General features: G+C 69.3%; 27 protein-coding genes and 1 pseudogene. 13 read left to right on the top strand and 15 right to left on the bottom strand.

All coding sequences use genetic code 11. The features are described 5' to 3' along the window. The coding region (locus KUTG_RS07830; protein ID WP_043716008.1) for a ketopantoate reductase family protein at nt 1-742 on the bottom strand (742 nt) is incomplete at its 3' end. A gap of 89 nt (nt 743-831) precedes the next feature. Here KUTG_RS07830 and KUTG_RS07825 point away from each other — a divergent pair. After that, on the top strand, nt 832-1,401 hold the full coding sequence (locus tag KUTG_RS07825; protein WP_043716006.1) for a TetR/AcrR family transcriptional regulator: 570 nt from the start codon (nt 832-834) through the stop codon (nt 1,399-1,401). 22 nt (nt 1,402-1,423) lie between these two features. Here KUTG_RS07825 and KUTG_RS07820 read toward each other — a convergent pair whose 3' ends face one another. The 3 genes from KUTG_RS07820 to KUTG_RS07810 all read right to left on the bottom strand — a co-directional run bounded on the left by KUTG_RS07820 (nt 1,424) and on the right by KUTG_RS07810 (nt 4,755). Then, nucleotides 1,424-3,160, bottom strand: coding sequence for a transglycosylase domain-containing protein (locus KUTG_RS07820; protein WP_232240702.1), 1,737 nt, complete (start codon nt 3,158-3,160; stop codon nt 1,424-1,426). Between the two features lie 234 nt (nt 3,161-3,394). Next, a complete protein-coding gene (locus KUTG_RS07815) occupies nt 3,395-4,138 on the bottom strand; it encodes a S1 family peptidase (RefSeq protein ID WP_043728642.1) in 744 nt (247 codons plus the stop codon). A 158-nt stretch (nt 4,139-4,296) separates the two neighbouring features. Further along, nucleotides 4,297-4,755, bottom strand: coding sequence for a globin domain-containing protein (locus tag KUTG_RS07810; RefSeq protein ID WP_043728639.1), 459 nt, complete (start codon nt 4,753-4,755; stop codon nt 4,297-4,299). Between the two features lie 186 nt (nt 4,756-4,941). Here KUTG_RS07810 and KUTG_RS07805 point away from each other — a divergent pair, with 186 nt between their 5' ends. Together KUTG_RS07805 and KUTG_RS07800 are read left to right on the top strand one after the other, a co-directional pair. Further along, a complete protein-coding gene (locus KUTG_RS07805; RefSeq protein ID WP_198047059.1) occupies nt 4,942-5,565 on the top strand; it encodes a TetR/AcrR family transcriptional regulator in 624 nt (207 codons plus the stop codon). A gap of 32 nt (nt 5,566-5,597) precedes the next feature. Continuing rightward, on the top strand, nt 5,598-6,311 hold the full coding sequence (locus KUTG_RS07800) for an acyl-ACP--UDP-N-acetylglucosamine O-acyltransferase (protein WP_043728636.1): 714 nt from the start codon (nt 5,598-5,600) through the stop codon (nt 6,309-6,311). Here the strand turns inward: KUTG_RS07800 and KUTG_RS07795 are convergent. The 3 genes from KUTG_RS07795 to KUTG_RS07785 all read right to left on the bottom strand — a co-directional run bounded on the left by KUTG_RS07795 (nt 6,277) and on the right by KUTG_RS07785 (nt 9,033). Continuing rightward, nucleotides 6,277-7,749 (bottom strand): flavin-containing monooxygenase, encoded by a 1,473-nt coding sequence (locus KUTG_RS07795; protein ID WP_043716003.1) that lies wholly within the window; start codon nt 7,747-7,749, stop codon nt 6,277-6,279. The genes KUTG_RS07800 and KUTG_RS07795 overlap by 35 nt on opposite strands. A 3-nt stretch (nt 7,750-7,752) precedes the next feature. Beyond that, a complete protein-coding gene (locus tag KUTG_RS07790) occupies nt 7,753-8,205 on the bottom strand; it encodes a cupin domain-containing protein (protein WP_232240701.1) in 453 nt (150 codons plus the stop codon). 72 nt (nt 8,206-8,277) lie between these two features. Next, nucleotides 8,278-9,033, bottom strand: a complete 756-nt coding sequence (locus KUTG_RS07785; RefSeq protein WP_043716000.1) for an IclR family transcriptional regulator — start codon at nt 9,031-9,033, stop codon at nt 8,278-8,280. Between the two features lie 18 nt (nt 9,034-9,051). Here KUTG_RS07785 and KUTG_RS07780 point away from each other — a divergent pair, with 18 nt between their 5' ends. From KUTG_RS07780 to KUTG_RS07765, 4 genes are read left to right on the top strand one after another with little or no spacing between them, the layout of a single operon-like run. After that, nucleotides 9,052-9,879, top strand: coding sequence for an SDR family oxidoreductase (locus tag KUTG_RS07780; protein ID WP_052394177.1), 828 nt, complete (start codon nt 9,052-9,054; stop codon nt 9,877-9,879). Beyond that, a complete protein-coding gene (locus KUTG_RS07775; protein ID WP_043715998.1) occupies nt 9,879-10,382 on the top strand; it encodes a cupin domain-containing protein in 504 nt (167 codons plus the stop codon). Before KUTG_RS07780 ends, KUTG_RS07775 begins: the two co-directional genes overlap by 1 nt. Next, nucleotides 10,379-11,251, top strand: a complete 873-nt coding sequence (locus tag KUTG_RS07770) for an alpha/beta fold hydrolase (RefSeq protein ID WP_043715996.1) — start codon at nt 10,379-10,381, stop codon at nt 11,249-11,251. Before KUTG_RS07775 ends, KUTG_RS07770 begins: the two co-directional genes overlap by 4 nt. Next, entirely contained in the window at nt 11,248-12,177 is a 930-nt protein-coding gene (locus KUTG_RS07765) for a DODA-type extradiol aromatic ring-opening family dioxygenase (protein WP_043715993.1), read from the top strand. The genes KUTG_RS07770 and KUTG_RS07765 overlap by 4 nt, the downstream gene beginning before the upstream one ends. On the opposite strand, the gene KUTG_RS07760 is transcribed toward KUTG_RS07765, so the two are convergent. Next, nucleotides 12,174-12,719 carry a TetR/AcrR family transcriptional regulator gene (locus tag KUTG_RS07760; RefSeq protein ID WP_043715991.1) on the bottom strand — a complete coding sequence of 182 codons (546 nt, stop codon included), beginning with the start codon at nt 12,717-12,719 and terminating at the stop codon, nt 12,174-12,176. The genes KUTG_RS07765 and KUTG_RS07760 overlap by 4 nt on opposite strands. 69 nt (nt 12,720-12,788) lie before the next feature. Here KUTG_RS07760 and KUTG_RS07755 point away from each other — a divergent pair, with 69 nt between their 5' ends. Continuing rightward, the gene (locus KUTG_RS07755; protein ID WP_232240700.1) at nt 12,789-13,541 is read left to right on the top strand and encodes an SDR family oxidoreductase; all 753 of its coding nucleotides are present in this window, start codon (nt 12,789-12,791) and stop codon (nt 13,539-13,541) included. A gap of 1 nt (nt 13,542) precedes the next feature. Here the strand turns inward: KUTG_RS07755 and KUTG_RS07750 are convergent, their stop codons facing one another. Both KUTG_RS07750 and KUTG_RS07745 read right to left on the bottom strand, forming a co-directional pair. After that, a complete protein-coding gene (locus KUTG_RS07750) occupies nt 13,543-14,382 on the bottom strand; it encodes a UBP-type zinc finger domain-containing protein (protein WP_232240699.1) in 840 nt (279 codons plus the stop codon). A 368-nt stretch (nt 14,383-14,750) separates the two neighbouring features. Continuing rightward, nucleotides 14,751-15,612 (bottom strand): annotated as a pseudogene (locus tag KUTG_RS07745) (cation:proton antiporter); the annotation flags it as partial. Between the two features lie 140 nt (nt 15,613-15,752). Here KUTG_RS07745 and KUTG_RS07740 point away from each other — a divergent pair. Next, nucleotides 15,753-16,526 (top strand): alpha/beta fold hydrolase, encoded by a 774-nt coding sequence (locus tag KUTG_RS07740; protein ID WP_052394176.1) that lies wholly within the window; start codon nt 15,753-15,755, stop codon nt 16,524-16,526. Here KUTG_RS07740 and KUTG_RS07735 read toward each other — a convergent pair. Continuing rightward, a complete protein-coding gene (locus KUTG_RS07735) occupies nt 16,523-16,972 on the bottom strand; it encodes a cupin domain-containing protein (RefSeq protein WP_043728620.1) in 450 nt (149 codons plus the stop codon). The two genes, KUTG_RS07740 and KUTG_RS07735, sit on opposite strands and share 4 nt — an antisense overlap. A gap of 94 nt (nt 16,973-17,066) precedes the next feature. Between KUTG_RS07735 and KUTG_RS07730 the strand changes: the two genes are divergently transcribed. Both KUTG_RS07730 and KUTG_RS07725 read left to right on the top strand, forming a co-directional pair. Then, nucleotides 17,067-17,660: a TetR/AcrR family transcriptional regulator gene (locus KUTG_RS07730; RefSeq protein WP_043715989.1), complete on the top strand. Its 594-nt coding sequence runs from the start codon at nt 17,067-17,069 to the stop codon at nt 17,658-17,660. A 318-nt stretch (nt 17,661-17,978) separates the two neighbouring features. Then, nucleotides 17,979-19,532: a GMC oxidoreductase gene (locus tag KUTG_RS07725; RefSeq protein ID WP_198047058.1), complete on the top strand. Its 1,554-nt coding sequence runs from the start codon at nt 17,979-17,981 to the stop codon at nt 19,530-19,532. Between the two features lie 21 nt (nt 19,533-19,553). Here the strand turns inward: KUTG_RS07725 and KUTG_RS07720 are convergent, their stop codons facing one another. Next, entirely contained in the window at nt 19,554-20,033 is a 480-nt protein-coding gene (locus tag KUTG_RS07720) for a carboxymuconolactone decarboxylase family protein (protein ID WP_043715984.1), read from the bottom strand. A gap of 22 nt (nt 20,034-20,055) precedes the next feature. Continuing rightward, a complete protein-coding gene (locus KUTG_RS07715) occupies nt 20,056-20,697 on the bottom strand; it encodes a hypothetical protein (RefSeq protein ID WP_232240697.1) in 642 nt (213 codons plus the stop codon). A gap of 605 nt (nt 20,698-21,302) precedes the next feature. On the opposite strand from KUTG_RS07715, the gene KUTG_RS58120 reads away from it, so the two are divergent. Next, nucleotides 21,303-21,476 carry a hypothetical protein gene (locus KUTG_RS58120; protein WP_157494390.1) on the top strand — a complete coding sequence of 58 codons (174 nt, stop codon included), beginning with the start codon at nt 21,303-21,305 and terminating at the stop codon, nt 21,474-21,476. 21 nt (nt 21,477-21,497) lie between these two features. Here KUTG_RS58120 and KUTG_RS07710 read toward each other — a convergent pair whose 3' ends face one another. Further along, nucleotides 21,498-23,084, bottom strand: coding sequence for a solute symporter family protein (locus KUTG_RS07710; protein ID WP_043715978.1), 1,587 nt, complete (start codon nt 23,082-23,084; stop codon nt 21,498-21,500). Next, nucleotides 23,081-23,476, bottom strand: coding sequence for a DUF485 domain-containing protein (locus KUTG_RS07705; protein ID WP_369794442.1), 396 nt, complete (start codon nt 23,474-23,476; stop codon nt 23,081-23,083). Before KUTG_RS07705 ends, KUTG_RS07710 begins: the two co-directional genes overlap by 4 nt. Before the next feature lie 306 nt (nt 23,477-23,782). Between KUTG_RS07705 and KUTG_RS07700 the strand changes: the two genes are divergently transcribed. Continuing rightward, nucleotides 23,783-24,937: nitrate- and nitrite sensing domain-containing protein (locus KUTG_RS07700; RefSeq protein WP_198047056.1), on the top strand; the 1,155-nt coding region annotated here is incomplete at its 3' end.

Here is a 24,937-nt window from a genome sequence, read left to right as displayed (position 1 = left end):
GCAGCACACCGCCCCGGTGACGTCGCAGGTCGACGCCGCGCGCCTGGAGCACCGGCAGCAACTCGCGGCCGGCCAGCAGCCCCTCGCGCAGGTCGCCCGTCGCCCCGGCCAGTTCGGACAGCGAACCCAGCCGCAGGCCCTGTGAGAACAGGCCGGCATCCGACACGAAATGGACCCACAGCCAGCCCCGGAAGTCGGGCTGCTCCTTGATCCGGAGCCCGGCCTCGCGAAACATCCGGCGCACGGCCCGTTCCCGGTCGGTCGGGGGCTCGCCGAGGGTGCCGACGACGACCGAGGGCAGCAGCGCCCCACGGAGCGTGCCGTCCTCGTCGAAACCGCCCCCGGCTTGGGGAAAGCCCCAGGCGACCTGGCCGAGGGGGAGCTCGCCGATCGCGGCGAGCGGCTCGGTCCAGATGTTGCCGAAGACCAGCACCGTGGCCTGGCCGACACGCGGGGACAGGAAGGCCGTCGCCTCCGCGAGGCGGTGGTGCGGCACGCTGAGCACGATCAGGTCGAAGTCGTGGTCCGGCTCCAGCGTCTCGCGGTAGCGCACCGGCCACTTCTCGACGACGCGCCGCCCCCACACCCGGCGCCGCGCATCGAGCAGATCGAGGTCGACCGAGTCCCCGTAGGTCGCCGCGCGACCCAGCCGGACGTAGAACTCGACGTCGTGTCCCGCCTGGTGGAGGACCCAGCCGTAGACGGTGGCGATCACGCCTCGGCCGAACATCAGGATCTTCACGCTGCACCTCGTGGGGTACGATCGATCTGGAGGTCATCTCCACTTTCAAAATATGGAGATCATCTCCACTTGTCAACCGGGAGTAGCGCATGACCGCCGACAAGCCGCTGCGGGCCGATGCCCGGCGCAAGCGCGAGTCCCTGCTCGCCAAGGCGCGGGAGGTCTTCGACGCCGGGGACTTCTTCGACCTGCGCTTCGACGACTTCGCCCGCCTGGCCGGAGTGGGCACCGGCACGCTGTACCGCCACTTCCCCACCCGGGAGGCGCTGGCCGAGGCGGTCTACCACGGTGAAGTCGCCACGCTGTGCGACCGCGCCCGCCAGCTCCAGGCCACGCTGCCCGCGGCGGAGGCCCTGGCGACCTTCCTGCGCGACATGGTCGACCACATAGCTGCCCACGAGGGTCTGGCCCGGACGCTGGCAACGCTCATGGCCAGCGGCTCAGGCGCCATGGCCGAGGGCAGCCGGGCGCTGGAGCAGGCGGTCACCGACCTGGTGGCCGACGCCGTGCGGGAGGGCGCTGTTCGCGACGACGTGGATGCCGGCGCCGTCATGATGGCGCTGCACGGCATCGGCGCGGCCCATGACCGTCCCCACTGGCGGGCCGAGGCCGACGGTGTCATCACCCTCGTGCTGGATGGGCTCCGCCGCCCGCGATGACAAGGTGCGACGGCCGAACCGGCTAGAACTGCACGGCCGGCTTGTCCTTCAGGTAGGAGTTCATGTACTGCTGCCAGATCCCGGTCGGCGCGTCCACACCTTCCTTCATCGGCGCGAGCTCCTTGCGGTGGCCCACCCAGACGGCCGTGACCACCTGCGGGGTGTAGCCCACGGCCCAGGCGTCGGAGTTGTCGGGGGAGTCGAGGAACTCGGTCGCCCCGGCCTTGGACGCCACCTGCCGGCCGCCCTCCAGACCGGGCCCGGTGAGCATCGACTGGGTGACCAGCTGGCTCTGGGCCGGCTCGAAGACCCGGGTGGGGGTGGCCTTCGGGTTGGCCTTGACGTCGTAGATCGGGTTGTTCTTGGTGTCGGCGATGCTGCTGATGAAGTGGGCCGGCCTGTACTGGCCGTTGGCGGCCAGGGTGGCGTAGGCCTGCGCCATGTCACGGGGCCGCACGGGGTAGCCACCCGCGCCGATGACGTCGGCGGTCTGCTTGCCGTCGGCGGAGGTCAGCGCCGGACCGGGCTTGCCACCGATGATCTGGGTGGGGGCCACCCCGGCCTTCAACGCGGCGTCCTTGACCTGGAGCGGGCCGATGTCGTCGGTCATCTTGTAGAACACGGTGTTGGTGTTGTTCTTCATGGCGTCGCCGACCGTGCACTGCGGGCCGCAGTCCGCGCCGCCGAAGTTCCTGATCGTCTGGCCGCCGACGACGACCGGGGCGGTGCCGTTGTAGGGCGTGGCCAGGGTGATCTGGGGGTTGGCGCGGATCGCGGCCATCAGCACCAGCGGCTGGAAGACCGGGCCGGGCTGGGCGATGGTGTCCGCGCTGTCGGGCACGGACTGGTCGGGATGGTCGCCGCCGAACCACGAGACGATGTCGCCGCTGGTGGGGTTGATCGACACCAGCGCGGCGCCGACGTCCGGATCGGTCGACTTCAGCGACTGGGCGGCCTTCTCGGCCAGGTTCTGCGCCTTGGGATCGATGGTGGTGTGCACCTGAGCCCCGATGTGCCGCAGGGCGTCCTCGCCGAAGCCCTCGTTCGTGGCCTCGGCCAGCACCTGCCGCACGATGAACGTCCGCGCGGGCGGCAGCGAGCCGGAGTTCGAGGGGATGGGCTTGGGCGGCGTCACGTACTTGGCCCGCTCCTGCGGGGCGAGCCAGCCGTTGGCCACCATCCGGTCCAGCGCGTGCGACCACTGCTGCTCGGTCCACTTGTCGTCCTCGCTGCGGGACGGCTGGTCGATGCAGCCGGCCAGGAACGCGGCCTCGGACGGGTCGAGCTTGTCCACGTTCACGCCGAAGTAGGCCTGCGAGGCGGCCTGGATGCCGTAGGCGCCGCGGCCCAGGTAGACCAGGTTCAGGTAGCCGGCCAGGATGTCGGACTTGGTCTGCTGCTCGTTGAGCTTGAGCCCCCGCACCAGCTGGACCCACTGCTCGGGCAGCGACTGCGCGTCCTCGCCGGTGGCCAGCCTGACGAACTGGGTGGTGATGCCGCCCTGGCCGACGTTGGTCTCGAAGCCCTCGTCCTCGGCCGCCTCGACCGCGTGTTGCACGACCGGCGGGATCTGGTCGATGCCCACCACGGTGCGGGTGCCGCCGGTGCTCGGGCCGATCGTGGTCATCACCGAGCCGTCGGAGTAGTACAGCGTGACCGTCTGCTGCTGGTTGAGGACGGCCTTCGGGTCGGGCACGTGAACCATGCCGTAGGTGATGCCGAACGCGATGAGCGGTATCGCGACGACGACAGCGGCCACGACGTACCCGACTCGGCGCACACGACGCCAATTGATGTCAGGATGCGTGGCTTCCTCGTTCACGCCGGACTACCCCCTCACGATCGCCAGCGTCATGTCTATCAGTTGCCTGTAAGGACACCGTCAGGCGGTGGTTGTTGCGCGCAGGTCGTTCGGCGGGCTGAACCCGACCGCGACGAAAAACCGCCCTGGTCCCGTAATGGGACCAGGGCGGCTTTCGTGTCACGCAGAAAACTAGCCGGCGGCGATCGTCGACCTCACCCACGAGGAGATCGTCGACGTGGAGGCGTCGCCGTAGATGGACTTGGTCCGGCCGCAGGTGTCGGCGCCGGGGCCGTCCGCGCCACGGCTGTCGCTGCCCACCAGCATGCCGTTGACCACGGCGGGGCCGCCGGAGTCGCCGTAGCAGTCGGTGGCCGACACCGTCGTGGCGAAGCACAGCTCGACGCTGCCGGTGATGCCGCCGCAGCTGCTGTCGCTGGCCACCTTGGTGGACAGCTGGCGCAGCGTGGAGCTCATCGGGCCGCAGCCGTCGGTGGCGCAGGTCTGGCCGAAGCCGTACAGCGTGACCGAGGAGCCGACCGTGGGCGAGCTGCTGGCGATCTGGATCGGGGTCTGGCTCACGGCGGAAGTCAGCTTGTACAGCGAGAAGTCGTAACCACTGCCGTTGTACTTGGGGTTGCGCACCCACTTGGAGACCTTGGCCAGCGTGCCGCCGCTGTTCAGGTTCTTCGAGCCGATGCGGATCTGGGTGGCGCCGTCGCAGTGGGCCGCGGTGAGCACCCACTGGCTGGCGACGAGCTCGCCGCTGCACCACATGCCGGAGCTGTCGCCGACGGCGGCGGCCCAGGACGGGGCGGTGCCGACGGTGGTGCCGCCGACGATGTCGGGCGTGCTGGCGGCCTGGGCCGGCACGGTCGCGATGCCGAGCAGCGTCAGGGCCATCGCCGCGATGGCGGTAAGCCTGCTGATCTTCAAGGGGCACGCCTCCACAGGGGACCGGTGGCGCCGGGTGGTCGTTCTCAGGGGTCCCGTGCGCCACAAGCGGATGTGTGCGGCCCAACGTAGAAGCAGTCGAGCGGGCCCGAACACGGCCGAAAGTCGGGTATTTCGGACGTGCCGGCCGACCCGATCTGTCAATCCGCCGAAAGGCCCGCCCAGGTCCATCGCGGCATCGGCGCGTCGGTCGGCACGGCGCTGTGCTCGGGCGTGTAGATCAGGACATCGCTGACCGCCCATTCCATGTACGCCCGCATCGCCGCGCGGAACTCCGGGTCGTCGGGCATTCCGACGTCATCCATCGCCGCCACGAAACAGGCCACGAACCGGCGGCCGAGGTCGTGCATGCCCTCGCCGTTGCCGGCGTGCATCCGCAGCACCGAGGAATGGTCGCCGGCCGTCGTCGAGTACGTGGGCGGGCCGCCGAGCACCTCGGCCCAGTAGGCGGCCAGCCGCGCCACGTGCTCCGGATGCTGACCGGGGTGGGAGAAGGGGTGGATGAGCTCGGGATCGTCGACGCAGCGACGGTGGTGCGCGGCGGCCAGCGCGAGGAAGGCCGCCTCCCCGCCGGCGTGCTCGTACAGGCTCGGACGCATGTCGGAAGCGTGGCACACCGGATGCCGGTCCGGAACGGACAACGTTGTCCGCGGTTTTCTCGGGTCCCGGACGAAACCGGTGGATCGGTTCACCCGTCTCTTTCGACGTTTTCGACACCGACCTGCGGCCCCGGCCGGCGGTTCGTGTGGTTGCATCTGTTCCTCACCACCGGGAAGGGATCGGGGATGTCCATCGAGCAGCGGCGTCGGGCGGTGCTGCTGCCGGCCGAGGTCGAGATCCTGCGCCGCGGCCTCGACGCGTTCGCCGAACTCGGCTACGAGGCGACTTCCGTGCGGGAGCTGGGCAATCGGCTCGGGGTCAGCCACAACTTCGTCAACGACCGCTACGGCTCCAAGAACGGCTTCTGGGAGGCCGTGGTCGACTTCGCGCTGGCCGACGCCCGCCGGCAGCTGGATCCCGTGCTGTTGCAGCACTTCGAGGACCCGGCCGAGCGGCTGGCGGCCATCGTGCGGCGCTTCTACCAGATCGCCGTGCGGGGTCCGCAGCTGAGCCGGCTGATGGCGTACGAAGGGACAAGGGATTCCGCCCGACTGGACTATCTGCACGAGCGGTTCCTCACACCGGTGCTGCGGCTGTGCGAGCCGTCGGTCGAGGAACTCGTTGCGGCGGGCCGGATGCGGCCCGTGCCACTGTTCCAGTTGTACTCCCTGGTCACCGGCCCGATCGCCACGATGACCCAGGGGCCGCTGGGCCGCCGGTTCGGTGAGCGGCCGGTGAGCGACCGGGAACTGAGCGCTACCGCGGACTCCATGGCCACCATGGTGATGTCAGGACTGTTGCGCGACTGAGCATGCGATGATGGCCGCCGGGGGTGGGGTTGTTGACGCATGTTCATCCGTCGGCCGTCGTCGCACCCGAGGCCGAGCTGGCCGACGACGTGGTGATCGGTCCATACGCGGTGGTGCACGGCTGTGTGCGCCTCGCCGCCGGCGTGCGTGTCGACTCGCATGCCGTGCTGGGCGGGGATCCGCAGGACCTCGCGTTCACCGGCGGCCCGACCAGCGTGGAGATCGGGCCGGACACGGTGATCCGCGAGGCGGCGGTCGTGCACCGTTCGACCACCTCGACGCCGACCAGGATCGGCGCCGGCTGCGTGGTCATGGGGCAGTCCCATGTCGGCCACGACTGCCAGCTCGGCGACGGCGTGGTCGTGTCGCAGGCGGTCACCCTGGGCGGGCACGTGATGCTCGGCGACGGCGCGGTGATCGGCGGCATGTGCCTGGTGCAGCAGCATGTTCGCGTCGGGCGGCAGGCCGTCGTGGGCGCGATGTCCAAGGTGACAAGGGATGTGCTGCCGTTCTGCGGCGTCGACGGCAACCCGGCCACCCACCGCGCGCTCAACGTGGTGGGGCTGAAGCGATCCGGGATGCCGCCGGGCGACTACCGCGCGTTGCGGCAGGTGTTCGACCTGTTACGCGACGGCCACGAGCTCGACTCCTGGACTGAGGGGCCCGTGGCCCAGCTGGTGGAGTTCCTGGCCGGGCCGTCGCGCCGCGGCATCAGCCCGTTTCGGCATGGCGGCGAGGCGGTGTGACCGCCTCTCGGGGCAGCCGCGACAGCACCTTCGGGGTCACGCCGGCGTAGGCCGCCGGGTCGATCGGGTTGAGCCAGTGGGACGCCCGCACCAGCGGCGAGATGGTGGCGTCCAGGTCGCCGAGGACCTCGTCGACGTTGTGCATGGAGAACGGGATGATCTTCGTGCCGCGGCAGTGGTGGGTGTCGGTCGCGACGTCCATGAACGCCAGCTGCTCGCGGACCGCCTGCCGCATCTGGTCTTCCGTCGGCAGGTCCACCGCGCCGGCGATGTCAGCGGCGATCCACACGGCCGCCATCTCGGCGTTCAACGGGCTGAAGAACGACGAGTTGTAGCCGTTGAAGTACAGCCCGGGCGCGCCCAGCGGCCGGATCTGCCGGTACAGCAGGAAGTTGCCCCGCTCGTCGAACAGGCGTTGCCGCACCTCGTCGGGCAAAAACGGGACGCCCTGGCGGAAGCCGGTCGCGCAGACGACGAGATCGGCCGGCAGCACGGTTGCGTTCGCCAGCTCGGCCATCGGCGCGCCGTCCCGGTCGAACAGGCGGGTGATCACGGTGTCGCGGTGCACGGTGATCGTGCCGTCGGTGACGCCCTCGAAGAATCCCTCGGTGGCCAGGCCGATCGCGCCCTTGACGATGTCCTCCATGTGCCCGGGCGGCACGAGGTTCAGCCGGGGCAGGCCGAACTGCCGCAGCGACACCGTGCCGACCGAGTTGAGCATCCGTCGCCGCAGGCCGTTGCCGGGCCCGTGCAGGAACCGCTCGAAGCCGCGCAGCCGCACGTATCGGAACAGGGCCTCGCCCATTCGGGTCAGCAGCAGCATCTTGAAGTTCACCTTGCCGGCGATCAGCCGTGGCACCTTCCACAGCAGTTGCCGGGCGATGATGTCGGTGCTGGCCGCCACCTTGCTCACCGGCACGGTCACGTCGCAGGCCGACTTGCCGTAGCCGACGACCAGCACGTGCTGGCCGCGTGCCTCCTCGACGTCGTGGAATTCCGTTGCGGCGCAGACCTTTCCGCTGAACTCGGACTGTCCCTGAAATTCCGGCACGGCCGGCTCGCAGAACACGCCGTTGGCCACCACCAGCCGGTCGTAGGCCTCGCCGTCCACCAGCCATCGATCGCCGCACGGCTCGGCCTTGCCGACCTCGGTGTTCAGGCGGGCTTTGATGCCGAACTTCTCGGCGTACGCGGCGAAGTAGGCCTGCACCTGCGCGCCGTCCGGCCATTCCGGGTAGTCGGCCGGCATGGGGAAGTCGGACAGCGAGTACTGCGCCTTGGGGCTCTGCGTCGTCACGCCCGGGTAGCGGCGGCTGCGGCTCCACACCCCGCCGACGTCCGGCGCCTTGTCGTACACGACGACCTCGTGCCCGGCCTGCATGAGCACCTTGGCGGTGGCCAGGCCCGCCACGCCGGCCCCGATGACCGCGACGCGCATCCCTCAGCCCACCTGCAGGACGATGCCGAAGTCGGCCATGATGCCCTTGAGCACGGCGATGTCCTTCGGCCCCGGCGGCAGGTCGGCCAGCGCCTGGTAGTAGTCCTCGAGTCCGGCCGGCGACACCACGGAGACCACCCGCGCCTCGTCCTTGGCGGAGTTCCGGAACGTGTGCACGATGTCGCGCGGCAGGAACAGGTAATCCCCCGGCTCCAGCACGTAGTCCTCGCCGCCCAGCATCACGTCGAGGCGGCCGGCCAGGCAGATGAACGACTCGTCCTCGCGGGTGTGCAGGTGCGGCGGCGGGCCGCTGGTCTCGCCGGGCACGGCGTACTCGAACAGGGAGTAGGCGCCGTGGGTGGAGTCGCCGTTGGTCTTCATGGTGATGCCGAGCCCGATGGCCGGGATCTGGCGTCCCTGCCGGTTCCGGAGCATGTAGCCGCCGCCGAGAGTCACCGTCGCCTCCCTTGCTGAGTGTGGGATCTCAGCCTGGGGTGGCCGCCGGTGTGACGCAATCTCGGATCCCGCTCAGCGGGACCTGGCGTACGCCCGTGACGCGGCCGCGGCGGCCAGCCGGACCGCCGGCCCGATCCGGTCGGTCCTGATCAGCTTGCTGGGCCCGGTCACCGACAGCGCCGCCACCACGTCCCCGAGCGGCCCGAACACCGGCGCGGCCACGCAGCTCACGCCGATGTTGCCTTCCTCGCGTTCGGTGGCCCAGCCCTGGTCCGGCACCGCCGTCAGCTCGCGCATCACCGCCAGCGGGTTGGTCAGCGTGCGCGGGGTGCGGCGCGGAAGCCCGGCGGCCAGCACCGTGCGCACGGTGTCCGGGTCGCAGTAGGCCAGGATGGCCCGGCCCAACGCCGAGCAATAGGCCGGGATCGTGCCGCCGGCCTGCTCCAGCATCGGCATCGGCCGGTGCCCGGTGATCCGCTCCACGACCAGGATCTGCGTGCCGTCCAGCACGCCCAGCTGCACGGTGGTCTTGGTGGCGTGGTGCAGGTCCTGGAGGAACGGCAGCACCGACTCGCGCAGCTGGTGGCGGATCGGGGCCAGGCTGGAGATCTCGAACAGCCGGTTGCCGACCCGGTAGCGGTCCTGCGGCTTGTCCAGCCAGCCGAGCCGGATCATCTTGTCCGCGGTCCGGTGCGCGGTGGACCGCGGCAGCCCGGACCGCTCCACCAGCGCGGCCAGTGTCAGCTCCCGGTGGGTGGCGTCGAAGGCGCCGAAGATCGCCGCCGCCCGGTCGAGGCCGCCCACGCCGTCCCGCTCAGCGGGACTCATCGTTGTCCCCGGCTGTCCATGGCGGCCAGGCTAGCGCTTGCCGCACTCACTGGGGAGGCCGTCATCGCCACACGAATCGCACTGGTCGGAGGCGGGGCCGCCGGCATCGGCCATGCCGCCGCGGCCCATCTGCTGCGCCAGGGCCTCGGCGTCGTCCTGGCCGGGCGGCACGCCGACACGCTCGCCACCGCCGCGGACAAGCTGCGCGCCGACAGCACCGGTCCGGTCGACACGCTCGTGCACGACGTGTCCCGGCTGTCCGATGTGGACGCCGCACAGGCCGTGCAGCACGTGGAGGAGACGCTCGGCTCCCTGGACGTCCTGGTGCTCAACGCCGGCGGGCCGCCGCCCGGGGGCATCCTGGAAGTCACCGACGAGCAGTGGCTGCGTTCGTACGAGCTCCTGCTGCTGGGCCCGTTGCGCCTGGCCCGGGCCGCGCTGCCGGCCATGGCCGTGCGTGGCTTCGGCCGGGTCGTCCTCGTGACGTCCGCCGCGGTCCGCCAGCCACAGCCCGATCTGGCCATCTCCGTCGTGCTGCGCTCCGCCGCCACCGCCGCCGCGAAGCTCCTGTCCCGTGAGTACGCCGCCAACGGCGTCACCGTGAACTGCGTGGCTCCCGGCGCGACCGCGACCGACCGTCGGGCCGAGGTCTTGGCCGCTCGCGCCGCGTCCGTCGGGTCGAGCGTGGAGGAGATGGCCGCCCTCGACACTCTGGACGTGCCCGCCTCCCGACCCGCGACCGCCGACGAGATCGGCGCGGCGGTGGCGTTTCTGGCTTCCCGCGCGGCAAGTTATGTGAACGGGACCGTGCTCACGGTCGACGGCGGCAGGACGGAGACGATCTGATGGCCCAGTCCGGACCAGACTTCAGCATGGCCGAATTCCTCGGCGCCATCAGCGACACCGTGCGGCCCAGCGACTTGCGGCCCATTGTCGTGCACGCCGACGAGGTGGAGCGGCTGCCCGCCGACCAGGTGCACAACCCGACCACGCTGTCCATCGCCGGCAAGCTGCCCACCGCGTCGTTCGAGATCTTCCGACAGACCATTCCGCCGGGCCTGACCTCGGACATGCAGCGCCACCACCACGAGACCGTGCACTACGTGATCTCCGGGACCGGGCACAGCGAGGTCGAGGACGAGACGGAGCCGTGGTCGACCGGCGATTTCGTCTACACGCCGCCGTGGACCTGGCACCGGCACTACAACGACTCGGCCGAGGAGCCGGTCGAGTTCCTGACCATCGAGAACTCCCGGCTGCTCGGCCTGCTCGGCGTCGGCCGGCGGCAGAGCGCCGGCCTGTCCACCGTCGCCGAGGCCCGCGCGAGATTCGGAGGAGACCCGTCATGAACCCGTTGCCAGCGCACATCTCGATCTGGGACGAGCTGTCCGATGTGGACCACGAGCTGCGCCATGTGGATGTGCGTGGCGTGCGCACCCGGGTCCTTCGGGCCGGCTCCGGGCCAGATCTGGTGCTGCTGCACGGAACCGGCGGCCACCTGGAGGCGTACGCCCGGGACATCGCCGGCCTGTCCGAGTTCTTCCGCGTCACCGCCTACGACATGGTCGGCCACGGCTGGTCCGACCTGCCCGATCACCCTTACACCATCGACGTTCTCTCCGAGCACCTGCTGTCCCTCATGGACGCTCTCGGCATCGACGCCGCGCACCTGTCCGGCGAGTCCCTCGGCGGTTGGGTCGCCGCCTGGACCGCCGCCCATGACCCGGACCGTGTCTCTCGGCTCGTGCTCAACACGCCCGGCAACATCGCCAACAAGCCCGAGGTGATGTCTCGGTTGCGGGACATCACCATGGCCGCCGTCGCCGATCCTTCCGACGCAGGCGTGCGCCCCCGTATCGAGTTCCTGTTCCACCACAAGGAGATGGTCACCGACGAGCTGGTGCTGCTGCGCCGCAAGGTGTACGGCCGGCTCGGCTTCACCCGGGCCATCGTCAACACTCTGGTGCTCCAGGATCCCGTCGTACGCGCCGATTTCGCGTGGGATCCGGCTTGGGTCGGCAAGATCATGGCCCCCACTTTGCTGTTGTGGACCGACCACGACCCCACCGGCGGCCTCGACGAGGCCGAGATGCTGTTGCAGTGGCTGCCCGACGGCCACCTGCACGTGATCTCCGACGCCGGCCACTGGCCCCAGTGGGAGAAGGTCGACGAGTTCTTGGCCGTGCACCGGGACTTCCTGCTGGGGGAGCCGTCGTGAGCGAGATCGTCGGCTTGGTGGCCCTGTCCCATTCCCCTTTCGCCACCCTCATGCCCCCGTCCGGCTCGGACGACCCCGGCGGCACTTTCCTGGCCGACGTCCACCGAGTCCGCCAGGCCGTGTCCCGCCTCCGGCCTTCCGCCGTAGTGGTCATCGGCCCCGACCATTTCCACGCCAATTTCTACGACGCCATGCCGCCGTTCGTGCTCGGCGTCGAGGAGGCCGTCGGTTTCGGCGACTTCGCCACCCGCTCCGGCCCGCTTCCCGTCGCCTCCGACCTCGCCTGGTCCCTCCGAGACGGCCTCGCCGCCGCCGGCTTCGACCTTTCCCTGTCCTATTCCCTCACCGTCGACCACGGCGTGGTCCAGAGCTACGACATGGTCGTCGGCAACGTTGCGCTGGTTCCCCTCGTCGTCAACACCGCCGCCCCGCCGCTGCCCAGCATGTCGCGGTGCATTTCCCTCGGCACGGCCCTGGGCGATGTCCTTCGTGCCGCCCCTTTTCCCGGCCGGGTCTTGCTGATCGCTTCCGGCGGCCTTTCCCATTGGCTGCCGTCCAACGATCCCCGTGACCCTTCGGTGGTGGGGGAGCGCCGTTTCTCGGTGATTCACGGCCGCCAGGACGCCCGCGCTTTCGCCGCCGCCCGCGAGCCCCGGGTTCGCGCCATGGCCGGCAATCCTTCGGCCCCCGTCAACGCCGAGTGGGACCGCTGGTTCCTCAAGCAGCTCTCCGCCGCCGACCTCGCCCCCGTCGTCGACCTCGGCGACGTCGGCCTGGAGTCCCAGGCCGGCAGCGGCGGCCACGAGATCCGCACCTGGCTCATCGGCGCCGCCGCCGTCCGACGACCCCTTGTATGGACCAGCTACGAGCCCGTCCCCGAGTGGATCACCGGCATGGGTATCGGCGCCACCTTCCCCGTCGACTAGACCCGCAGTCCGGCCAGCGCCAGCGCCAGCACCCGCTCGCGTTGCGTGTCGGTCATGAACTGCACCGTGCTGACGGCCGCGATGAGCATCAGCACGTCCTCCATGGACGGGTCGGGGTTGGCGACCCCCGCCTCCTGCGCCCGCACCAGCAGGGGAGTGCCCGCCGCGTAGAGCGCCGCCCGCGACGCCTGGAACCGGTCGCCGGCCCGGTTCAGGCCGTCGGCCAGGGCCTGCTTGGCCACGATGTAGTCGATGAACCGGTGCAGCCAGCGCACGAGCGCGTCCCACGGCGGCAGGTCGTCCAGGCCGTCGGCCGCCCGGCACAGCTGCTCGACCTCCTGGAGGTAGACCTCCTCGACGAGGTCCTCGCGGGTCGGGAAGTTGCGGTACAGCGTCGCGATGCTCGTGCCCGAGCGGCGGGCGATCTCGTCCAGCGAGGCCTGCGCCCCCTGCTCGGCGAACGTCTCCCGCGCCGCCGCCAGCAACGCGTCGAAGTTGCGCCGCGCGTCCGCACGCCGGGGCCGTCGCGAGGGCAGGTCCATCGAGTCTCCTGGACAACCGAACCGTAGTGGGTCTACGGTTAAACCGTAGGAACACTTCGGATTCTACCCATGGAGCTCGTTCGCATGTCCGCCACCACCATCGCCCTGGTCACCGGGGCCAACAAGGGCATCGGCCTGGCCACCGCCCAGCAGCTCGCCCAGCTCGGCATGACCGTCTACCTGGGCAGCCGTGACCTCTCGCGCGGCGTCCGCGCCGCCGAGCAGCTCGCCGCGCAGGGCGTCGTCGTCCATCCCCTCGGCATCGACATCACCGACGACGCCTCGGTGCGCAACGCCGCCGATTTCCTCCGGGCCGAGCACGGCCGCCTGGACGTCCTGGTCAACAACGCCGGCACCCTGGCCCGCAAGGCCGCCCTCACCGTCACCGCCGACGACCTGCGCCCGGAGTTCGAGACCAACGTCTTCGGCCTCGTCCGGGTCATCCACACGATGCTGCCCCTGCTGCGCCGCTCCGACGCCGCCCGAGTCGTCAACCTCTCCAGCACGTCGGCCGTCTTCACGCACACCGCCGACCCCTCGACGATGTTCGCGCGGTCCGACGACTCCTTCGCTTATGCCGCAAGCAAGGCCGCCGTGACCATGCTGACCCTCAAGTACGCCAACGCCTTCCGTGCCGACCCCGCCCTGGCCCATGCCAAGGTCAACGCCGTCACTCCCGGCTATGTGGCCACCGACCTCAACGCCTTCCAGGGCGTCCGCACCACCGAGGAAGGCGCCCGCGCCTCGGTGCGGCTGGCCACCCTCGGCCCCGATGGCCCGTCCGGCGGCTTCTTCGACGACCAGGGCCCCGTTCCCTGGTGATCTACCCCAGCTGCTTGTCCACGAAGCACCAGCGCCAGCTCTCGCCGGGCTCGTAGCTCCGCATCACCGGATGCCGGGTGTCCCGGAAGTGCTTGTCCGCGTGCTTGCCGACGGACGAGTCGCAGCAGGCCACGTTCCCGCACTTGAGGCACATCCGCAGGTGCACCCAGGTGAGGCCCTCCTCGATGCAGGCGGCGCAGGTGTCTTCGCTGCTCGCCGGGATGTCGCGCCAGCCGTGGGCGAGGTGCTTGCACGCCTCGGCCAGGGAGGCGGGGGCGCGGAGTTCGCGGTCGTCCTGGGCGGGCTCCTCCTCGTCGCGGTCAAGCATCGACTCCTCGACGTCGAGGCGCTCCAGGACGCGGCGCAGGACGACGTCATCGGCGGCGCCGGTGTCGCGGGCCTTGAGGCAGTGCTCGCGTTCGACCTGGAGCAGGTCGAGGCGAAGCCGGCGGTAGGCGTCGCTGGGGGTCTCGTTGAGCGCGCTCTGCCGGCCCAGCTGTTCCCAGGCCGCGTCGGTGCGGCCCTGGAGCCGGTTCCGAAGGCCCTGCACGACCTCGGGTGGGTCGTTGTCGGTGGTGATCTCGTCCAGCCGCACGAGGGCGACGCGGACCATGTCGTGCAGCAGGGCGGCTTCCTGCAGGGCATCCTGGGCCGGATCGGGGCCGGGCAGGCCCATGCGCCGGACAAGCATGGGCAGTGTCGTGCCCTGGAGGACCAGGGTGCCGGCCACGACGACAAAGGCGGCGAGCACCAGCACGACCCGCTGGGGAGTCTGGGGCGGCAGGATGAAGGCGGCGGCGAGGGTGACGACCCCGCGCATGCCGGCCCAGCCGATCACCACGGAGTACCGCCACGGCCAGGCCTTGTGACGTTTGAGCCCCAGCGCCTGCTTGAGGCGTTTCTCGGCGGAGCACCTAATAGACTACTATACTCCGTTGGGAAAAAATACGGGAATTCGTTGTCGCTACCCCTATCTGACGGCGAGATCATGTCCCACTTGAGCAAACTCTTCGCACATGAGAGATCATGAAACAGAGCTAACACCAGTCCCCCATTTTGCGTCCCAAGACTTATGCTACTACCCATACATTCCCATTGGCCAAGTGTTTAGGACATGCCTCGACCGACACAGACTAGGAATAGAGGCTTGGTACATCGAGCGGTTATCGTGGGTGGTGATGAGAACGGCCTCTGACCTGTCGTTTTGTATACAGCGCCGCAGCTGGAGCCCGATGAGCAGGAAGACGGCGTTCTCCAACAGGTACTGCACGGTCTGCCAGTTGTGCCGGCTGGCCGTCCGCGCCGCGCCGGACAGGATCCGCGGCGACTGGTGCCCGAGCATCACGCCGGCGATCACGACCGCCAGCACACCGGAGCCTTCGATCGCCTCGCCCAGCAGATAGGCCACGAACGGCACCACGAACGACAGGGCCGTGTCGGCGACGGGCTCCTGCAGCTTCAGCCGCACGAAGGAGGCGACGAAGCCGACGACGAGACCGGCGACCACGCCGCCGACCGCGGCCAGCAGGAAGTCCAGGCCCACCTGCCACAGCGAGATGGAGCCGGCGATGGCCGCGATGCCGGTGCGCAGGGCGACGAGCGCGGCGGCGTCGTTGAACAGGCTCTCGCCCTCCAACAGCCGCACCATCTTGCGGGGCATGGCCACCCGCCGGGCCACCGCCGTGGCGGCCACGGCGTCCGGCGGGGCCACGACGGCGCCCAGCGCGAAGCCGGCGGCCAGCGGCAGGCCGGGAATCACCAGCCACGCCACCAGGCCCACGCCGGCGGTGGTGAACAGCACGAGGCCCACCGACAGCACGGCGATCGGGTTGCGCAGCCGGCGGAAGTCGAGCAGCGAGGTCTGGATCGCCGTCGAGTACAGCAGCGGCGGCAGCAGGCCGACCAGCACGACCTCGGGATCCAGCTGGTAGTCCGGTACGCCCGGCATGAACGAGGCGGCGACGCCGACCGCGATCAGGCACAGCGGCGCCGACCAGTCCAGCCGCCGCGCGACGGCGGTGACGGCCAGTACCGCCACCACCAGGGCAACTATTTCCGCCGCGATCTCCACGGCGGTGATTTTCACTTGCCGGAGGCCCTCGGAGCCAACCGGCCGGTCGGAGCACCTCAGCGCTTCGTGAGAGTGGACTTGCACGACGGGACTCGACACTCTTAGACTCGTGAGAGTTCACTCTTACGAAGGAGCACTTCATGACGCGCGAGTTCGACCTGGGCGACGGCCTGACGGTGGCGGTGGACCAGCGGGACGGCGCCGAACCGGCGGTGCTGGTCCTGCACGGCGGCGCGGGCCCGAGGTCGGTCGCCGGGTTGGCCGGCCTGCTGCCGGGCGACCCGACGGTGCTGACGCCCACGCACCCGGGCTTCGACGGGCAGCCCCGGCCGTCCTGGTTCGACGGCGTCGCGGACCTGGCCGTGGCCTATCTGGATCTGCTGGACGTGCTGGAACTCGACCGGGTGCTGGTGGTCGGCAGCTCGATCGGCGGCTGGATCGCGGCCGAGATGGCCACCCGCGACACCAGGCACCGCATCGGGGGAGTGGTCCTGCTCAACGCCGTGGGCATCGACCCCGCGCAGGGCGAGCTGACCGACACCCGCAAGCTGAACCCGGCCCAGCTGGGCGAGCTGGCCTTCGTCAATCCGGCCTTGCGCCTGGATCCCTCGACGCTGACCGACGAGCAGCGGGCGGCCGCCCTGGCCAACCAGCAGACGCTGGCGGTGTACGCGGGGGAGCCGTTCATGTACGACCCGAAGCTGCGTCGCCGGCTGCGCCGCGTCGACGCGCCGGCGCTGGTGGTGTGGGGCGAGCGGGACGGCATCGCGACCGTCGACTACGGACGGTCGTACGCACAGGCCTTTCCCAAGGGGCGCTTCGTGTTGGCGCCGGAGGCCGGCCACTTCCCGCACATCGAGGCGGCCGCGCTGACGGCCGCCTCGATCGACGAGTTCGTGCGACAGGAGCTCTAGGTGGCCGGGGTGGTGGCGTACTTCGCCATCACCCGGATCGTCGCCGCCGGCGTCAGCTCGCCGTCGGCGGCGATGGTGTCGCGCAGGTCCCGGAAGTACTGCACGTACAGGTCCGGGGTGAAGGTGTTGAGCATGACCGCCGGTTCGTCGCCGGGGTTGGCGAACGTGTGCGGCACGCCCGGCGGCACCATGACCAGGGTGCCCTTGGGCGCCTCGTGGTCGCGGTCGCCGACGGTGAACCGCACGTGCCCGGACACCACGTAGAACCCCTCGTCGTGCTCGGCGTGCCGGTGCTGCGGCGGCCCGCCGCTGTGGGGCGCGAGGGTGATCTCGCCGATGCCCAGCCGATGCGCGGTGACGCTGCCGTCCTCCATGATGCGCATCCGGGCCGGGCCCAGTTCGATGACCTCGCCGCCGTCCGGGCCGGTGATCGAGACGTCGTCCACGACCATCTCCTTCGTGAGAATTGACTCTCACGAGGCTAGGCGGCTCACACTCCAGTGTGCAAGTGCTCTCTCATGAATGGGGTAGACTGTGCCCATGCAGACCGCCTCCGGCCGGGTCAACCAGAAGACCCGCACCCGCACCGCCATCGTGCGGGCGGCCGCCGAGCTCAGCCGCACCGGCCGCGAGGTGACGATGCCCGAGGTGGCCAAGGCCGCCCTGGTCTCGGAGGCCACCGCCTACCGCTACTTCCCGGACCTGGCCACCCTGCTGCGGGAGGCCATCGCCGACCAGATCCCCAGTCCCGAGGAGGCGCTGGCCGGCGTCGCGGACTCGGTCGACCCGGTGGAACGGGTGGCCGCCGCGACCGAGTTCATGCTCCGCCACGTGCTGGGCCGCCAGGGTGTGGTGCGCGCGATGATCGCCGCCACGATCGTCCGCCCGGATCGGCCCAACGTCCGCCCGGCCATGCGCTTCGGCCTGATCGACTACGCGCTGGCCCCGCTGGCCGGCACGCTCGGCGGCCGCGATCCGCAGGCGTTGGCCCAGCTCAAGAACGACCTGTCCGTGGTGGTCAGCGCCGAGGCGCTGTTCTCGCTGACCGATCTGCGCGGAATGGCCCCGGAGGCCGCGATCGCCAGCCTGGTGCACACCGCGACCACGCTCACCCGCGCCGCCCTCGCTGAGTGAATGACCAAACGTTTTCTGTAAGCGCTTGGTGACATTTCCCGGCGCACCCGACCGTCCATTGTGCACGCGAGCGCAGAGCCGTTGTCCGGTGCGGACAACGGCCCGCTTGGTTTGACCATCCTTTGTGGACAGGACATTGACCCGACCGGAAGTTACTCACTGGTAAGTAGTGACGGGGAGCGGAACGGAAAGTATAACTTGTTCTAATCCCTCAACGGTGAGGAAGATCACATGGACAAAGATTCTGTGTGTAACAAGCCTTCCGGCCACTTTTCCCGACGTTCGTTCATCGCTGGAACAGGTTCTATCTTGGGGGCGATGGCCCTAGGCGGACCAGCGCTGGCCTCGACGACCACCGCCCGGGCCGCCGGCCCCATCCAGTCCGGCGCCCACGTGCCGGTGCTGGTCATCGGCACCGGCTACGGCGGCTGCGTCACCGCGCTGCGGCTGGCCCAGGCCGGCGTCGACGTGCAGATGGTCGAGATGGGCATGGCCTGGGACACCCCGGGCTCCGACGGCAAGATCTTCGCCAACACCACCACACCCGACAACCGCTCGTACTGGTTGCGCACCAAGACGAAGCAGCCGCTGAGCAACTTCCTCGGCTTCCCCATCGACAAGGACATCCCGCGCTACACCGGGATCCTCGACGCCGAGGAATTCGCCGGCATCATCGTGTACCAGGGCCGCGGCCTGGGCGGCGGCTCGCTGGTCAACGGCGGCATGGCGGTCACGCCCAAGCGGGAGAACTTCGGCGCCATCCTGCCGACGGTCAATCCCGACGAGATGTACAACACCTACTACCCCCGGGCCAACTCCGAGCTCGGCGTCGGCCTGGTCGACCCGGCCTGGTTCGACACCGTGGACTGCTACCAGTTCGCCCGGGTCGGCCGAAAACAGGCGCAGCGGTCCGGTTTCCCCTTCGTGTTCGTGCCCGATGTGTACGACTGGGACTACATGAAGCAGGAGGCCGCCGGCACCGTGCCGAAGTCGGCGGTGGCCGGGGAGATCCTGTACGGCAACAACTACGGCAAGAAGTCCCTGCAGAAGACCTACATCCCGAAGATCATGGCCACGGGGCGCGTCACGATCTCCACGCTGCACAAGGTGACCTCGGTGACGCCGGCCTCCGGCGGCGGCTACACCGTGCTCATCGACCAGCTCAACACCAACGGCGACGCCACGACCACCAAGTCCGTGGTGGCCGACCGGGTGTTCTTCGCGGCCGGCAGCGTCGGCACCAGCAAGCTGCTGACCATGTTGAAGGCCACCGGAAAGCTGCCCAACCTCAGCCCCGAGATCGGCAAGGGCTGGGGCGACAACGGCAACGTGATGGTCGGCCGGGCCAACTGGTGGTGGGACGCGACCGGCGCCGTGCAGGCCTCGATCCCCTGCGGCGGCATCGACAACTGGGACGCCGGTGGCGCCTTCGCCGAGGTGGCCCCGTTGCCGACCGGCATCGAGACCTACGCGTCGTTCTACCTGTCCATCACCAAGAATCCCAACCGCGCGGAGTTCACCTGGAACCCCACGACGAGCAAGGTGGACCTGTCCTGGCAGACGGCGTGGAAGCAGCCGTCCATCGACATGGCCAAGTCCATCTTCGACAAGATCAACGCCAAGGAGGCCACGATCTACCGCTCGGATCTGTTCGGTGTCAACAAGATCTGGGGCGACCATCTCACCTACCACCCGCTCGGCGGGGCCGTGCTCACCAAGGCCACCGACAACTACGGGCGGCTCAACGGCTATCCGGGCCTCTACGCCATCGACGGATCGCTGATTCCGGGCAACACCAGCGTGAACCCGTTCGTCACCATCACCGCGCTGGCCGAACGCAACATCGAGAAGATCATCGCCACCGATCTGTAGCGGCGGCTGCCGGGGCCGGCGTCAGTGCCCCGGCAGCACGCACACCGCGTCGATGCCGAGCACGTGGTTGAGCCGCCCGAACGCCAGCCACGCGCCGATGCTCATGCTCAGCTCCACGATCTCCTGCTGGCTGTAGTGCTCCGACATCCGGGCCCAGAACGCCTCGTCGATGTTGTGGTGGTCCACGGCGTAGCGCTCGGCGTACTCGGCGGCCAGCCGGGCCCGCTCGTCGAACGCGTCGGTGGTGCGCCAGTTGGCCACCGCGTCGGCGAACTCCTCCTCGACCTTGACGCCGTCCCGCTCGGTCCGCCAGTCCAGGCAGAACAGGCAGCCGTTGATCTGGGCGATCCGCAGCCGCGCGGCCTCGAACTCCCGCAGCCCCAACGTGGTGTGCTGGTAGACCGACAGCGAGAAGGCCGCCGCGGCGGTGCCGATGCCCGGCACCATCTCGCCCCACACGTAGCCGATCGCGTCCTTGCCGGCCGGGATGTCGATGTTCATGGCGATTGTCCTTCCGGGACAGTCAGCGGCGGCCCAGCTTCCCGATCGCCGGCCGCAGCGGGACGTCGAGCGCGTCGTACAGTCCGGGCTTGCACTGTGCCAGCCAGTCGATGGCGTTCACCAGACGGCCCACCGCGGTGGCGTTGCCGCCGGCCGAGCGGTTCTCGCTCTCGTCGGTCGCCTCGACGGTGACCTCGATGCGCGGCCGGCCCTCGATGATCACGCGGTGCGCGCCGTCGCCGCTGGGCGGCATCGGCCAGTCCGGGGCGCAGGAGGGGTGGATGCGGGTGACGTGCTCGATGACGATGCGGGCCTCGCCGTCGACGATGCCCTGCACCTCGAACCGCACCGCGCCCTGGGTGCCGGCCTCGAACTCGCCCATGGTCCGGGTGGTCACGGTCGTGTCCAGCGCGCGGCGGTCCATGGTCTCGCGGATCTCGTCCAGCTCCACGCCGAGCTCGCGGGCCATCATCCGCACCTGGCCGCCCCACACCATCGTCGGCACCGTCGCCATCAGCATCGGCGCCTGGTAGTCCATGGGCTGGCCCATGCCGACCAGGTAGCGGACCGAGTCCGGCTGCTCGTACGTGGAGTAGTCGAAGATCTCCTGGCAGCGGATGGCGTCGATGGTGCTGCCGAGGCCGCTGATCAGCAGCGGCAGCACGGGTAGAACAGGGATTGTGGCTATAGACAATTCTGTATCTCCGGGAATCGCCGCTGGTCAGTACGGCCGAAGGCCGGCCATTCTTTACACTAACTCACATCGATTTCCCCGTACGCTGGTACATCGAATCTCTAGCCTTCAAAGGTGTCAGCTGGAGTAGCGGCGGCTGGACCATGCCCAATGGTGTTCCTTAATGTGGAATCTGCACACCCTTGTCCACCGTCAATGCGGCATGCATTGCCGTGATTACCTCGGGGATACGGTGGCCCGTCGCAGACGATGATTCGGGACGTTCAAGCATCAACGTTGTTTGGACTGATACAGGGGATTTGAGACTTTGCATATCATCTTCGCTGTGAATAGGGAGCGGGACCATTATAACCTCACGTTCAGCTACTGCACTCCTTTTCGATAGGCCAGCTACTTGTGACTTACCTCAGCGGAGACGTACTTAGTACCTACCCATCATCAATCGTAACTAAATTCCCAACGAGAATTTGGGCTACGATAGAATCGACTCTGGTGAAAAAAGGTATCCCGATGCGAGTCAGTTCTGTTTCGACGCTCGAGTGAGTGGCACACACCTCCTTGTCGCACCGACGACGATGAGCTGGCGCTTCGGGCGCTACCCGCACATCGACCTGGACACCCTGCGCGCGCGGCTGGAGCTGTTCGGCGTCTCGGAGCGGGCCCGATACGTCGTGATCCCCCGCCGATCGGACACGGCGGGGGATCGCGACGTCCTCTACCTCGACCCCATGCGCAACCGCGGCCGCTGAGTGGATCAGGCGGGGGTGGGATCAGGTGCGGGCGCCGATGCCGGTCAGCGCCCGGACCTCCATCTCGGCCTGCTTGTCGGGATCGCCCTTGCGGCGGCCGATGAAGGTGCCGATCACGCCGCACAGGAACGAGAACGGGATCGACACGATGCCGGGGTTGCTCAGCGGGAACCAGTGGAAGTCGGTGGAGGTGATCAGCGAGGTCGACGCCCCGGACATGACGGGGGAGAAGACGATCAGCACCAGGCACGAGCCGAGGCCGCCGTAGATGCTGAACAGGGTGCCGGTGGTGTTGAACCGCTTCCAGAACAGGGCGAACAGGATCGTCGACAGGTTGGCCGAGGCGGCCAGGGCCAGGGCCAGCGCCACCAGGAAGGCGACGTTCTGCCCGTTGGCGGCGATGCCGCCGATGATGGCCAGCGCCCCGACGGCGACGGCGGTCCGCCGCGCGACCTGGACCTCGCGGCGGGGATCGGCCTTGCCGCGCTTGATGATGTTGGCGTAGACGTCGTGGGCGAACGAGGCGGAGGCCGCCAGGGTGAGCCCGGCGACGACGGCCAGGATGGTGGCGAAGGCGACCGCGGACACCACGCCCAGCAGCACGGCCCCGCCGACGCGGAAGGCCAGCAGCGGCGCGGCGGAGTTCTCGCCGCCGGGCGCGTGCAGGATGGCGTCGGAGCCGACCAGCGCGGCCGAGCCGTAGCCGACGACCAGCGTGCACAGGTAGAAGACGAACATCGTCCAGATCGCCCACACCACCGAGCGGCGGGCCTGCTTGGCGTCCGGCACGGTGTAGAAGCGCATCAGCACGTGCGGCAGGCTGCAGATGCCCAGCACCAGCGCCAGCGCCAGGGACACGAAGTCCAGCTCGTTGCGGCCGTACTGCGCGCCCGGCCCGAGGATCGCGGCGCCCAGCTTGTTGTTCTGGGTGGCCTTGTCCAGGATGGCCGAGAAGTCGAAGCCGAACTTGCCCAGCATGAAGATGCTGATCAGGGTCACGCACAGCAGCAGGAGCACGGCCTTGATGATCTGCACCCAGGTGGTGCCCTTCATGCCGCCGACCAGCACATAGAAGATCATGATCGCGCCGACGACCACGATCACCAGCGACTGCCCGGCCCGGTCGGTCACGTTGAGCAGCAACGCCACCAGGCCGCCGGCCCCGGCCATCTGGGCCAGCATGTAGAAGAACGAGATGACCAGCGTGGAGATCGCGGCCGCGGCGCGCACCGGGCGCTGCCGCATCCGGTACGCCACCACGTCGCCCATGGTGAAGCGGCCGGTGTTGCGCAGCATCTCGCCGATCAGCAGCAGGCCGACCAGCCAGGCAACCACCCAGCCCACCGAGTACAGGAAGCCGTCGTAGCCGTGGATGGCGATGCCGCCCGCGATGCCCAGGAACGACGCGGCCGACAGGAAGTCGCCGGACAGCGCGATCCCGTTCTGCGCGCCGGTGAACGCGCCGCCGGCCGCGTAGTAGTCCGAGGTCGAGGCGTTGCCGCTGCTCACCCGGTAGACGATGTAGAGCGTGACTGCCGCGAACACGACGAACACGCTCAGATTGATCAGCGGGTTACCGGTCGCGGTCCCGTCGGCGAGAATCCTCACTTGGTCTCGACTCCAGCCTGCGAGCGGATGAGGGCGACCTGTGGATCGATGCGCTTTCGGGCGAACCGGTTGTAGGCCAATGTGATCAACACTGTGGACACGAATTGACCGAGTCCCAGTAGTAGTCCGACATTCACCAACCCGAACACCGGGGTGGCCATGAACTGGTGGGCATAGGCCGACAAGAGCACATACGTCAGGTACCAGACCAGGAACAGGCCCGTCATCGGGAAGATGAACCGACGCAGCCGGTGGCGCAGCTCGGCGAACTCCGGGCTGTCCTGGATGGCGTCGAAGTCCGGACGCTGCGGACCGGTCGACGGCCGCCCGCCGAACACCGATCCATCCGATTCGACCGCCGCGTGCCGACCCGTCGTCGACGCTGTGGTCACCAGTCCTCCAGGACGAGCCGACGCGTGTATGGGGAGTGAGACCGGCCAACTGTAACGGGGGTGTGACCGGAGTCAACCGCAGGCCGGCCCGGCCCGGCCACCATGCGTGCCCGGCCCATTCCTGTGCGCGGTAATGCCTCCCGCAGACGTGTCGGCCTTGACAGCGGAATTCACGCTGGAGTACACCCCAGCAGCGGCCAGAAGTCCGTAACGCGTTTCCCGTCTCGGCAGACAACCGAGCAAAAGGGAAGCGGGACGAACCCGGTGCGACTGCCGCGCCCCCGTACAACCGAGGAAGGAAGCATCGTGGTTCAGCCAAGCCCGGGTCCGTGGTGGCACACGGTCGCCCGGTGGCGCAACTGGCCGGTGCTGGTCAAGTTGGCCGCGGTGCTGGTGGTTCCGGTCGTGGTCGCCGTGACCCTCGGCTTCCTCCAGGTTCGCAGCGAGATCCGCCAGGCCGACACGTACACCACGATCCAGCGGGTCATCGCGCTGCGTGACTCCATCACGCCGCTGACCGCGCAGCTCCAGCGTGAGCGCACGCTGGCCGCCCAGGTGTCGACCCAGGGCGTGACCGCGTACCGCCAGCAGGCCAAGCCCGTCGACGACGCCGCGAGCAAGCTGGCCGACACCGCGCATCGCACGCCCGGCCTGTCCTCGGCGGCCTCGGCGTGGTTCAACGACCTCGAACTGTCACTGGGCCAGTTGCCGGCCATCCGCCGCCCGGTGGCGCAGTCCCAGGACAATGACACGGACGCCGTGTCCGCCTACACCCAGATCATCAGCACCGCGCTGAACTTCGACCAGGCGCTGGTGGTGCAGCTCGGCGACCCGTCGCTGTCCAGCCCGGCCACCGCGCTGCTGGACCTGGAGGGCGCGCAGGAGCAGATCCGGCTGGAGCAGGCCGTCGTGCTCGTCGGCATCGCCCGCGGCCACCTGGTGGACGCCGAGGCCAAGATGCTGGCCGCCTCCGAGACCCGCTACGACGTGAACGTGGCCAACTTCCAGGCGGTGGCCGCGCCCGAGTGGCAGCAGACCTTCCAGCAGACGGTGGCCGGCGTCGACGTCGGCACCCGGCGCCAGCTCCTCGACTTCGCCGCCACCCAGCCGATCGGCCAGGCCGCCCCGACGCAGAACGTGGCCAAGAAGACCACCGGCGTGCACCAGGCGCCCCCGGCCGGCGGGCTGACCATCCCGCAGGAGGAGTGGAACCGGACCTCCGACGCCACGGTGGCGCTGGTCGACAAGGTCACCAGGAGCATCGCCGACCAGGTCCGCGGCACGGCCAACGACCTCCAGGAGGCCAGCAGCGACCGGGCCGGCCTCGAATCGGTCGTGCTGGTCGTGACCATCCTGCTGGCCGGCGGCATCGGCCTGATCGTCGGCCGCTACCTGCTCGGCTCGCTCGGCGTGCTGCGCCGCACGGCCCTCGACGTCGCCGCCCGCCGGCTGCCGGAGGCG

The sequence above is a fragment of the Kutzneria sp. 744 genome (genome assembly GCF_000568255.1).
Lineage (GTDB): Bacteria > Actinomycetota > Actinomycetes > Mycobacteriales > Pseudonocardiaceae > Kutzneria.
Note: the sequence above shows the minus strand (reverse complement) of the source record. Positions and strands in the feature narration are given on the sequence as shown.